The organism is Rhodococcus sp. PD04, assembly GCF_035918275.1.
Classification (GTDB): domain Bacteria; phylum Actinomycetota; class Actinomycetes; order Mycobacteriales; family Mycobacteriaceae; genus Rhodococcus; species Rhodococcus rhodochrous.
The window spans coordinates 1737204-1749933 of record NZ_CP142143.1 but is presented as its reverse complement, the minus strand read 5'-3'; the positions used below and the strand labels follow the sequence as shown (position 1 = coordinate 1749933).

The window sequence follows — 12730 nt, the reverse complement described above, 5'->3', positions numbered from 1 at the left end:
CGCGCATGGGAGAGTCTCGCGAGAATTTTTCCCTACGTGTCGGTAACACCTGTAGGCGTGAGCACGACACAATCTGTGACGATTCAGACGAGACCGGAGGAGTCTGCATGACTGTCCAGCTTGATTCGCCTGGCATCGCGTCCGTCGGCGAAGCTTCGTCGGCCGAGGCAGAGCTCGGGGAGCTGTTCGAGCAGATCAAGGAGCTCGACGCTCAGCTGCTCGCGGTGATCAAGCGGCGTTCGGAGCTCGTTCAGCGCGCCGGAGCATCCGCGAAGGGCACCGACGCGAGCCGCGAAGCACAGGCCGAGGAAATGGCCGTCCTGGGACGCTTCGCCGAACTCGGCACCGACGGCAGCACGCTCGCGATGACGCTGCTGCGCCTCGGCCGCACCCGCAAGGCCTGAGACCTACCACCGACGGCCCCCGCACCACACGGTGCGGGGGCCGTCGCCGTACCCGGAGCCGTCCACCGATTCGCATCACGCCGGTTGCAAACGTGGCCGCCGGCTCCCCTGTCGGCATACCGTCGGGACATCCCGAAGAGCAGACAGGAGCAGCATGGATCTCGGACTTACCGCGAAGAGGGCCATCGTCACCGGCGGTAGCCGCGGCATCGGCTACGCCATCGCGCGGGCACTGGCCACCGAGGGCGCCGACGTGGTGATCGCAGCCCGTACCGCAGCCGATCTCGACACCGCGGCGAAAATCCTCTCGGAGGAGACCGGGCGCCGAATCGTTCCCGTGCCCACCGACACCGGCGACCAGGCCTCGGTCGACGCACTCGTCGCGCGGGCCGTCGCCGAACTCGGTGGGGTCGACATCCTCGTCAACTCCGCCGCCACTCCCTGGAGTGCCAACAAGCCGACGGATTTCGCCGCGACCACCGACGACATCGTGCGCAACGAGGTCGAGATCAAGGTCCTCGGCTGTCTGCGCACCGCACGCGCCGTCGCCCCCTACCTGATCGAGCAGGGCTGGGGCCGGATCATCAACATCAGCGGGCTCGGCGCGCGCAGCGCGAACTCCATCGCCCAGACGGTCCGGAACGTCAGCGTCGCAGCCGTGACGAAGAACCTAGCCGACGAACTCGGCCCGCACGGCATCAACGTCACCGTGGTCCACCCCGGCCGCACCCGCACCGAACGGCTGGCGGCGCGACTGGCCGAGGAGTCGGCCGAGACCGGCACGCCGGTAGCCGAACTGGAACAGCAGATCGCGAAGAACTCCGTGAACCGCCTCATCGACGCGAGCGAGGTCGCCGACGTCGTCGCGTTCCTCGCGAGCCCGCGCAGCATCGGCATCACCGGCGACGCGATCGCCGTGGGCGGTGGCGTGCCCGGCGCGGTCTACTACTGACCGGGTCCGACGAAACGACACGGCACCGGCCGGAAAGACTCCGACCGGTGCCGCGCACTCATCCGTCAGCGCAGAATTGGACGGCACCGCCGTCAGCGCAGAATTGGACGGCACCGCCGTCAGCGCAGAATTGGACGGCACCGCCGTCAGCGCAGAATTGGACGGCACCGCCGTCAGCGCAGGATCGTCTTGATCTCCAGGAACTCCTCGAGCCCGAAGACGCCGGCCTCGCGTCCGATACCCGACTGCTTGTAACCGCCGAAGGGTGCGTCGGTGTTGAAGGCGCCGCCGTTGATGTAGACCTGACCGGTGCGCATACGGCGGGCCACGGCCTCCGCTCGCGCCGGGTCGGCCGACCAGACCCCGCCGGACAGGCCGTACTCGCTGTCGTTGGCGATGCGCACCGCGTCGTCCTCGTCCTGGTATCCGATGATCGACAGCACCGGTCCGAAGATCTCCTCGCGGGCGATCGTCATCTCCGGTGCGACGTTCGTGAACACGGTGGGGCCGACGAAGTAGCCGGTGGTGAACTCGGTTTCGCGGCCGTCGAGCACCAGTTCGGCGCCCTCCTCGACACCCTTGTCGATGTACGCCTTCACGCGCCCCTGCTGCGTGCCGCTGACGAGCGGACCGAGCTTCGACGACGGATCGTCGGGCAGCCCGACGGTGTAGGCCCGCGCGACCTGCTCGGCGATGGCGGTGGCTTCCGGCAGACGGTCGGCGGGGACGAGCATGCGGGTCAGGGCGGTGCAGGTCTGGCCGGAGTTGAGGAAGCACTTGCCGACACCCTCGGTGACGGCGGCGGTGAGGTCGGCGTCGTCGAGGATGATGTTGGCCGACTTGCCACCGAGTTCGAGCGCGACCTTCTTCACCGTCTCCGAGGCGACGACCGAGACGCGCTTGCCGGCGCGCGTCGAACCGGTGAACGACACCATGTCGACGTCGGGGTGTGCGGCGATGGCCTCGCCGACGACCGGTCCGTAGCCGCTGACGAGGTTGAACACGCCCGGCGGCAGGCCGGCCTCGTCGACGATGTCGACGAGCGCGTAGGTCACCAGCGGCGCGACCTCGGTGGGTTTGAGCACCACGGTGCATCCGGCGGCAAGCGCGGCGAACACCTTGAGCACCACCTGGTGCAGCGGGTAGTTCCACGGGGTGATCGCGCCGACGACACCGATGGGTTCGCGTACGACCAGGGCGTTGCCGATCTCCTGGTCGTCGAAGTCGTACGTTCCTGCCAGCGACGCATAGGCGGCGATGTTCTTCAGCGGCATCCCGACCTGGATGGCACGCGCGAAGTGGGCGGGCATCCCCATGTCCTGGGAGACGACGCTCGTGAGCTCGTCGGCACGCTCGTTCGCCAGCGAGGAGACCTTCTCCAGGTAGGCGGCGCGTGACGCACCACTGAGCGCGGACCAGGCCGGGAAGGCGGCCTTCGCCGCGGCGACGGCCCGATCGACATCGGAGGCGACACCCTCGGCGACCACCGCGATGACCTCTTCGGTCGTCGGGTTCACGACCTCGATGCGGCCGGCGCCGTCGGAGTCCACCCACTGCCCGTCGATGTAGATCTTCGTGCGGTCGAGAATGTCGGTCATATCGCTCTCCCTGCTCGTGGTCCGGCCTGTCGACGCCGTTGGGCGCGAGCGTAGCGAAGACCCTCCCGCAATACAGCGTTTACGCCCGGTGGGTTGTGATGTATCCCGCCGTCACCGGAGTTAACACGTGCGCTACACTGGCCCTTGCTGCTCGCGCGCTCCACCGTCGCAACGCACGGCGCATTCGGACAAAGACGTCTGCATTCACACATATCGTCTCCGGCACACGTCTATGCACATCAGGAGCTGCGCCTTCCCACGCGTTCCCCCTTCTTCGCATCGTCACTGCCGGTCGACGACGACTTCGATGCACCGAGGAGGACGTCCGTGACGCACGCCAGTGACACCGGCCTGTACGACAGCACGCTGGACAAGAGCAGTTGTGGTGTCGGTTTCATCACCCGCAAGGACGGCGTGCAGACTCACGAGGTGCTCACCCGCGGCCACGAGGCCCTGTGCGTCGTGCCGCACCGGGGCGGCATGTCCGCCGAGGGTGTCGGCGACGGAGCCGGCATCAACGTCGACCTGTCGGTCGCATTCTTCTCCGAGATCACCGGAATGCCCTTGCAGGAAGGGCACTTCGGAGTCGGAAACTTCTTCCTCCCCACCGAGCCCACAGCACATACGGACGCCGAGGAACTCGTCTCGTCGGCACTCGCCGGAGCCGGGGTCACCGTGCTCGCGGTGCGCGACGTCCCGGTCGACGACAGCGTGTTGCGTTCCACCGCACCGAAATACCAGTTGCCGATCCGCCAGTGGATCTTCACCCGGCCCGACGCGTGCGATTCCGTCGACGAGTTCGACCGGCTGCTGCACGGCGTGCTCCTCGAGGTCGAGGCCCGCGCCTACACCGAGCCGGAACTGGCCGGGCTGTACCCGCTCTCGCTCAGCGCGCGCACGCAGGTTCTCAAGAACCGCTTGAACTCCCACGAGGTCATCCCGTACTTCCGCGATCTCACCGACCCGCGGCACGCGGTACACACCCTGTTCTTCCACACGCGGTTCTCGACGAACACCGATCCGCATCCGACGATGGCGCAGCCGTTCCGCCTCATGGCGCACAACGGCGAGCTCAACACCGATCGCAAGAACCGGCTGTTCGAGGGCGCCCTCGCCCGCGCGATGGGCCGCGACATCATCCGCCCGCCGGGACAGTCCGACAGCTGCCGCTTCGACCAGACCCTGGCCTCGCGCATCGCCCACAACGACCTCGACCTCGTCACCGCCGTCGTGCAGATGATGCCGCCGGCCTGGGAGAACGACACCGAACTGCCGCCGCAGGTCCGCGCGATGCTCGAGTTCTTCTCGCTGTACGAGGAGAAGAACGACGGTCCCGCCGCGCTGATCTTCGGCAACGGCACCGTCGTCGGCGCACGCCTCGACCGCCTCGGTCTGCGCCCGCTGCGCACCGTGGAGACCGAGGACTACCTCGCCGTCACCTCCGAAGCCGGTCAGTTCGACTTCGCCCCCGAAACCGTCCTGCGTCGCGGCCGCATCGAGGCCGGTGGCATGCTGTACTTCGATCACCGCACGCGCCGCTCCTACGGGACCGTCGAGGCACTGGAACTTCTTGCCGCCCAGCAGGATTACGCATCGCTCGTCGACGAGGCCCGTCGCGAACTCGATGCCCTGCCGGAGGTTCCCGCCGAGAAGGCCGGTTCCCCGCTGCGCTACAACGGCGATCTCGGCCGCTACCAGCGCTACGTGTCCTACAGCATCAACCAGGAGTCCTTCCGGTTCATGCTCGACCCGATGCTCGCGTCGGGCCAGGAGCGCATCTCCGCGATGGGTTACGGCAACGCGATCAATGCGCTGTCGGATCAGGAAGGCGGTGTGGCCAAATACTTCTCGCAGCGCTTCGCCCAGGTCACCAACCCGTCGCTGGACTCGATCCGCGAGGCGGACGGCATGACCCTGCGCGTCGCGCTCGGCGCCCGACCCGGTAGCGGTGCTCCCGCGTCGTCCGCGACCCAGATCGTGGTGCCCACCCCGATCCTCACGCACCTCGACATGCTGCGTATCCGCGAGCAGTCCGACACCCCGGTGCAGCGTTTCGAGATGCTGTACTCCCCCGTCTTCGACGACGCCAAGGCGAACGCGGCCGCACTCGCCGCCGCGATCGACGGTACGGCCGAGGCCGTTGCCGACTTCGCCCGCGAATCCGGTGGCATCGCCGTGCTCACCGACCGCCACGTCTCCACCGACCGTGCCGGACTACCGATGGTGCTCACCGTCGCCGCGGTCAACCAGCGCCTGATCGACGAGGGGCTGCGTCTGCGCGTGTCCGTCATCGTCGAGTCCGGACAACTGTTCTCGTCGCACCACATCGCCGCGACCCTCGGTTTCGGTGCCGCCGCGGTGTATCCGCTCACGGTGCAGATGCGCGCCGAGGAGAAGTACGGCGACGACGCCGATGCCGCGTTCCTGAAGTTCCGCAAGGCTGCGGAGAAGTCCCTCATGAAGACGATGGGACGCGTCGGCCTGTGCACCGTCGAGTCGTACATCGGTGGTGAATTCTTCGAGCCGAGCTATCTCGACACGAGCGACGAGGTGCTCGCGCGCTGGTTCCCGAACGTGAAGTCCCCGGTCGGCGGTGTCGGTTTCACCACCCTCGCGCAGGCCGTCGCCGACTGGCATCGCCGGGCCCTCAGCGTCGAGACGGAGAAGGACGTCCCGCTGCTGGGTCTGTTCAAGGAACGCGCCGAGGGCGCCGGTCACTCGTTCGGCACGACCGCCGTGCGCGGCTTCGTGGACATGACCGAGGAGCCGTTCGCGCTGCCCGTGGAGAAGGAGGCCGAGCCGGATCTGACCGACGCGCTGCGTCTGCTGCCGCTGCACCGGCTCTCCGACGCGCACGGTCTCGACGACGCGTCGTACCGCTACGGCGGCTTCCGCGCCCTGACACCCGCCGAGATCGATGCCTTCGAGATCACCCCGGGTTACCGCGCGTTCGCCCGCACGATGGCCGACGAGCGCACACAGCGTCCCGCGGCGCTGCGCGACGTGCTCGCCCTGCCCGCCGACGTCACCTACGCCGTCACCGCCGAGGACTTCACCAAGGAGATGGGCCGCTTCGCGCGGTTCGGCAACAACTCGATGCTCGTGCGCGGGATCTCCGCGGCGCGGGTCGGTGAGAGCGAATTCGTCCTGCGTCTGACCGGTCCGCTCGCAGACGACCACCGTCGTCCCGATGCGCTCGCGGCCTCGCTCGTCGCGCGCTTCGGTGACGGCATCGTCTCGCACCGTTGCTACGGCGACACCTTGACCGTGCACGCGATCGGTGACGCCGCGCGCTATCTCGAGCAGGTCCGCCAGGCCCCGCTGAGCGTGCGACTCGACCGGGTGCAGCCGGCGCACGAGATCACCCCGGCGCTCGCGTCGGGTGCGATGAGCCACGGCGCGCTCAACTCGAACGCCCACGAGGCCGTCGCGCACGGCACCAACATGGTCGGCGGCATGTCGAACTGCGGTGAGGGCGGTGAGCACATCTCCCGCTACGGCACCATCCGCGGCTCGCGCATCAAGCAGTTCGCGTCCGGCCGCTTCGGTGTGTGGGCCGGTTACCTCGCCGATCCGATGCTCGAGGAGATCGAGATCAAGATCGCGCAGGGCGCGAAGCCCGGCGAGGGTGGTCAGCTGCCCGCCAAGAAAGTCACCGTGGAGATCGCCGCGGCGCGCGGCGCGACCCCCGGCGTCGAGCTGGTCTCGCCGCCGCCGCACCACGACACCTACTCCATCGAGGACCTCGCCCAGCTCATACACGACGCCAAGGCGGCGCGGGTGCGGGTGATCGTCAAGCTCGTCTCCTCGGAGGGCATCGGCACGATCGCCGTGGGTGTCGCGAAGGCCGGCGCCGACGTCATCAACGTCGCCGGAAACACCGGCGGCACGGGTGCCGCCTCGGTGACCTCGCTGAAGTACGCGGGTCGGTCCGCGGAGATCGGTGTGGCCGAGGTCCACCAGGCCCTCACGGCCAACGGTCTGCGCGACAAGGTCGTGCTGCGCTGCTCCGGTGCGCACCAGACGGCGTCGGACGTCATCGTCTCCGCGCTGCTCGGCGCCGACAGCTTCGAGTTCGGCACCACCGCGCTGATGATGCTCGGCTGCGTCATGGCGAAGAACTGCAACGTCAAGTGCCCGGCAGGTCTGACCACGAATCCCGAAGTGTTCAACGGCGATCCGCGGGCGATGGCCCAGTACCTGCTCAACGTCGCGCACGAGACCCGAGAGCTGCTCGCCCGCCTGGGTCTGCGGTCGCTGCGTGACGCGCGTGGCCGCGCCGACCTGCTGCACCTGCTCGACCACCCGTCGAGCGTGGGCCGACTGGACCTGCGGGCGATGCTCGCGGTGCTGCCCGAGGTGCACATCGACAATCCGGTCTACATGGAGAAGGACTACTCGCTCGACGAGGCGTGGGTGGCCCGGCTGCGCGAGGCCCTCGTCGATGCGAAGGAGCTCACCGTCTCGCTCGGCGACGGCGTGCAGCTGACGAACAACAACAAGAGCGTCGGCGCGCAGCTGGCGATCGACATCGAGCGCTTGCTCAACCACGAGGATCTCGGCGCCCTGCCGGCCGTGCTCGACGACGAGCGCGGACGCCGGTGGCTGCGCGACGGCACCGTCACCATCACCACCTCCGGTTCGGCGGGCCTGTCCTTCGGGGCGTTCTGCAACGACGGCATGCGCATCGAGCACACCGGTACCGCCAACGACGGTGTCGGCAAGGGTCAGTGCGGCGGGCAGATCGTGCTGCGCTCCCCGGGTGGCGGAAGCGACGAGCGGGGCGGAAACGTCCTGATCGGCAACTTCGCGCTCTTCGGCGCTACGGGTGGTCGCCTGTTCGTCGAGGGCGAGGCCGGCGACCGTTTCGCGGTGCGCAATTCCGGTGCGACCGCGGTCGTCGAGGGCGTCGGTGAGTTCGCATGCGAGTACATGACCAACGGCGCGGTGCTCAACATCGGCGAGTTCGGCAAGGGCTTCGGCAACGGCATGTCCGGCGGGTTCGTCTACCAGTACGACCCCGAGGGCCTGCTCCCCCGCAAGGCCAGCGCCGACTCGATCGTCCTCGGGTCGATCACCGGCGACGACCCGCAGGCCGCGATCCACAACGCTGCAGTGCTGCAGCTGCTGCACCTGCACGTCGAGGCCACCGGCTCGGTGAAGGCCCGCTTCCTGATCGACAACTGGCAGGTCGAGCAGCACCGGTTCGCGTACGGCATGCCGCGCGCCCTGCTGCAGTACCAGGACCTCGGCGAGATCCTCGCCGCAGCGTCGCGCAAGGACCTCGCCGCCGAGGTCGCCACCGCGCTGGTCGCGCACCAGGTGCGCAAGTTCAAGGAGAACTACCGCTCGGGTGTTCCCGTCGCCGGTGGTGTCACCCCGGACGCGACCGACACCGAGGCCATGTACGCGCTGCTCAACAACTACACGGTGCTCGCCGCCGCGCAGGAGATGGCGCTGCAGAAGGTCCCCGGCGCCACCGACGTGTCGGATCCGGCGGTGCAGAAGGCCGCACGCAATCTGCTGCTCACCGAGGACTTCTTCCTCGTCGCGAAGCTCGAGCGCTACGCCCTCGCGGCGATCGCCGACCACACCGACGAGCAGCTCGCGGCGCTGGTCGCCGACAAGCGCCTCAACGACTACAAGCAGGCCCTGGCCCTGCGCAACGTCCGCTCGGTCGATGCGCCCGGTACCTACGGCTGGATCCTCTTGCAGAGCCGCAAGAATCTCGACGCCGCAGGTCGCCTGCCCGGTTACGAGGAACTGTTCGCACGCAACGCCGTCCCGAACGTCCTCACCTCCACGATGGGAGTCTCCGCGTGACCACCACCGGCCCGTTCATTCCCCTCGACGCTCCGTTCACCGCCGATCAGCGGTCGTGGCTCTCCGGCTTCGTCGCCGGGATGCAGACCCGCCTGTTCTCCGGTGGTCCCGCCGACGATGCCGGGACCGCCGGCTCGGCACCCGCTCTGCACGTGCTCTACGGCTCGCAGACCGGCAATGCCGAAGCCGTCGCCGAGGACGCCGCGGTCGCGGCGCGTGCCCAGGGCTTCGCGCCCGTCGTGTGTGCTCTCGACGACATGGACCTCGACCGGTTCGCCGGTCTGGGTCAGGTCCTGATCGTCACGTCCACCTACGGCGAGGGCGAGATGCCCGACAACGCCGAGCTGTTCTGGGAGGCACTGTCGGCCGAGAGCGCCCCGCGTCTCGACGGCATGAACTTCGCGGTGCTCGCCCTCGGCGACACCGGTTACGACGGGTTCTGCCAGGCGGGCAAGCTCATCGACATGCGGCTCGAGCAGCTCGGTGCGCAGCGCATCGTGCCGCGGGTGGACTGCGACGTCGAGTTCGAGGAGCTCGCCGCGACGTGGATCGCGGAGACGCTGCCGCTCGTCGCGGCCGTCGAGGGCATCGTGGGCGACGGCGCTCCCGCCCCCGCGGCACCGGCGGCACCGGCCCGGGCGAAGTCGCAGTGGACCCGCAAGAATCCCTATCCGGCGGTGTTGACGTCGAACGTGTTGTTGTCCGGGGCGGACTCGGCCAAGGAGATCCGGCACTACGAGTTCGCGCTCGCCGATTCCGGTCTCGAATACGAAGCGGGCGACGCGCTGAACGTGGTGCCCGTCAACGACACCGAACTCGTGCACGCGATCCTCGGTCGGCTCGGTCTCGACGGCGCGACCGTCCCCGAGGGTCACGACGACACGCTCGAGCATCTGCTCACCTACAACTACGAGATCACCGCTCCGTCCGTCGATCTCCTCGAGGAGATCGAGAAGCACACGGGCAACGAGGAACTCACCTACGTGCTGCGGCACGGCGACAAGGCCGCACTCGACGAATGGCTGTGGGGCCGCGACATTCTCGACGTGCTCCTGCTCGATCCCGCGCCCGAGCTGTCGGCCGAGCAGTTCCTGGCGCTGCTGCGCCCGCTGCAGCACCGGGCGTACTCGATCTCGTCGAGCCCGAACGCGTGCGACGGTTCGGTGCACCTGACGGTCGCGGCGGTGCGCTACGGCACCGACGGCCGCGAGCGTCGCGGGGTGTGCTCGACCTTCCTCGCCGATCGTGTCGGTGAGAGCAGGGTCGGCATCTTCGTGTCGAAGAACAAGGCCTTCCGCGTCCCCGCCGACGACACCGCACCGATGATCATGGTCGGTCCGGGCACCGGCATCGCGCCCTTCCGCGGCTTCCTGCAGGAGCGGAAGGCGCGGGGAGCGACGGGGAAGAACTGGCTGTTCTTCGGCGACCAGAAGCGCGGCTGCGACTACATCTACGAGGACGAGCTGACCGAGTTCGCCGACTCGGGTGTGCTCACGCGCCTGGACCTGGCGTTCTCCCGCGATCAGGCCGAGAAGATCTACGTGCAGACCCGCATGAAGGAACACGGCGCGGAGCTGTTCGCGTGGCTCGAGGAGGGCGGACACTTCTACATCTGCGGCGACGCGTCGCGGATGGCGAAGGACGTCGACCGTGCACTGCACGAGATCATCGCCGAGCACGGCGGCATGAGCGACGAGCAGGCCGCCGAGTACGTCACCACCCTCAAGCGCGAGAAGCGGTACGTGCGCGACGTGTACTGAGCAGGCCGGGGTACGCATCATCACGTCGAGGCTCGCAACACCATCGGTCACCGGTGGCGTTGCGAGCCTCGAGCGCGTGCTGCGAACCTCCCCGGAGGCACCATCGGAATGCCTTAGACTGTGCTGCAGGTCACACGAGGGAGTAGCTCGATGCCCGATCGCTCCGCAGCACGCAGCCGGCAGGCACCGACCGCCGACAGTCCCGACCGGATCCGCAACGTTGCCCTGGTGGGGTGCAGCGGCTCCGGGAAAACCACCCTCACCGAATCCCTCGCCGTCGCAGCGGGCGCCGTCGGGCGCGCCGGGCGCGTGGCCGAGGGCACCACGGTGTCCGACTACGAGGAGATCGAGCAGCGCCACCGCCGGTCGGTGCAGCTGTCCGTCGTGCCCCTCGAATGGAACGACATCAAGATCAACCTGATCGACACACCGGGACATCCCGACTTCGACGCCGAGGTCCGCGCGGGTCTGCACGCTGCCGATGCGGCGATCTTCGTCGTCTCCGCCACCGATCCCATCAGCGCCGCGACCCGCGCGCTCTGGCGCGAATGCGACGACGAGGCGATCCCCCGCGCGATCGTGGTGAACAAACTCGACGTCGCCCGGCACAGCTTCGACGACATGCTCACCGACTGCCACGACGCATTCGGATTGGGACCGGACACCCTGCGGGCCATGTTCTATCCCGTCTACGACGGCGACCGCCCGATCGGATCGATGGGTCTGCTGACGGGCCGCAGCTACGGCGAACCCGGTCCGTGCCCGGTGTCCACCGAGGCGCGGGAGAGCCTCGTGGAGGCCATCTCCGGCCAGGACGACACGCTCATGGAGCGATTCATCGCCGGCGAGCAACTCGACACGGCCTCCCTGCAGGAAGGGCTCACCCGCGAGATCCTGGCCTGCACCCTGCACCCGGCCGTCCCCGCCGACGAGACGGGGATCGGCGCCGTCGAACTCCTCGAGTTGATCACCACCGGTTTCCCGGCGCCGACGCACCGCGGTCGTGGGGCACCACCGTGCGATCCGGACGGTCCGCTCGCCGCGCAGGTCGTGCGCGTGGCCGGCGACTCCTATGTCGGCCGGATCAGTCTGGTGCGCGTGTACTCCGGCACGCTGCGCCCCGACACGATCGTCGCGCTGGCCGACGGCGACCGCGACAGCCGCGAACGCATCCCCGCCCTGACGAGCCCGTTCGGCAAACAACAGCGTCCGGTCGGCGAGGCCGTGGCGGGAGACATCGCCTCCGTCGGGAAGCTCGCGACGGCGCAACCCGGCGACGTCCTGTACGACCCCGACCACCCGGTCTCGCTCGACCGGTGGCCGACCCCCACTCCCCTGCTCCCCGTCGCGATCGAGGCACACACCCGCACCGACGACGACAAGCTGTCGCAGGCCCTGTCTCGCCTCGCCTCCGAGGATCCCGCGCTGCGCGTCGAACAGAACCCCGAGACGCACCAACTCGTACTGTGGTGCACGGGCGAGGCGCACGCCGAACTGGTCCTCGAACGGTTGCGCACCCGGCACGGTGTCCAGGTCGACACGGTCGAACATCGGGTGCCCCTGAAGGAGACCTTCGCCGGCCCCGCGAAAGGCCACGGCAGGCTCGTCAAACAATCCGGCGGCCACGGCCAGTACGCGGTCGTCGACGTCGAGGTCGAACCACTGCCGGTGGGCAGCGGGGTCGTCTTCGCCGAGAAGGTGGTGGGCGGTGCGGTTCCGCGCCAGTTCATCCCGTCCGTGGAGAAGGGCGTGTACGCGCAGGCGGAGAAGGGTGTGACGACGGGATATCCGCTCGTCGACGTGCAGGTCACACTGGTCGACGGCAAGGCCCACTCCGTGGACTCGTCCGATGCGGCCTTCCAGGCGGCAGCCGGGTTGGCCCTGCGGGATGCGGCATCGCACAGTACCGTTCGCGTACTCGAACCGGTCGCCGCCGTACGGGTGATCGTGCCCGAGGAGTATCTCGGCGCGGTCCTCGGTGATCTGTCGGCCCGACGCGGGCGGGTGCTCGGCACCGAATCCCCCGAGCCGGGTGTCGCCCTGCTGCGCGCGGAGGTTCCCGAACTCGAACTCGGCCGCTATCCGGTGGAACTGCGGGCGATCACGCAGGGCACCGCCGATTTCGCCCGCCAGTATCTGCGGCACGAACCGATGCCCGAGAACCTCGCTGCCCGGTACGGCGAGTCGGACTGA

At 68.6% G+C, this 12730-nt stretch carries 6 protein-coding genes; 5 read left to right on the top strand and 1 reads right to left on the bottom strand.

The genetic code is table 11. The annotated features are described in order from the left end of the window. Window positions 1-107 precede the first annotated feature (107 nt). Window positions 108-404 (top strand): chorismate mutase, encoded by a 297-nt coding sequence (locus U9J23_RS08060; RefSeq protein WP_085469565.1) that lies wholly within the window; start codon window positions 108-110, stop codon window positions 402-404. Window positions 405-558: 154 nt separating this feature from the next. Next, entirely contained in the window at window positions 559-1356 is a 798-nt protein-coding gene (locus U9J23_RS08055) for an SDR family NAD(P)-dependent oxidoreductase (protein ID WP_059383653.1), read from the top strand. A 173-nt stretch (window positions 1357-1529) separates the two neighbouring features. On the opposite strand, the gene U9J23_RS08050 is transcribed toward U9J23_RS08055, so the two are convergent. After that, window positions 1530-2954, bottom strand: coding sequence for an aldehyde dehydrogenase family protein (locus tag U9J23_RS08050; protein WP_272268958.1), 1425 nt, complete (start codon window positions 2952-2954; stop codon window positions 1530-1532). A 327-nt stretch (window positions 2955-3281) separates the two neighbouring features. Between U9J23_RS08050 and U9J23_RS08045 the strand changes: the two genes are divergently transcribed. The 3 genes from U9J23_RS08045 to U9J23_RS08035 all read left to right on the top strand — a co-directional run bounded on the left by U9J23_RS08045 (window position 3282) and on the right by U9J23_RS08035 (window position 12730). Continuing rightward, on the top strand, window positions 3282-8777 hold the full coding sequence (locus U9J23_RS08045; RefSeq protein ID WP_272268959.1) for a glutamate synthase-related protein: 5496 nt from the start codon (window positions 3282-3284) through the stop codon (window positions 8775-8777). Continuing rightward, window positions 8774-10537, top strand: coding sequence for a sulfite reductase subunit alpha (locus U9J23_RS08040; protein ID WP_088898730.1), 1764 nt, complete (start codon window positions 8774-8776; stop codon window positions 10535-10537). The genes U9J23_RS08045 and U9J23_RS08040 overlap by 4 nt, the downstream gene beginning before the upstream one ends. A 150-nt stretch (window positions 10538-10687) precedes the next feature. Continuing rightward, window positions 10688-12730, top strand: a complete 2043-nt coding sequence (locus tag U9J23_RS08035; RefSeq protein WP_272268960.1) for an elongation factor G-like protein EF-G2 — start codon at window positions 10688-10690, stop codon at window positions 12728-12730.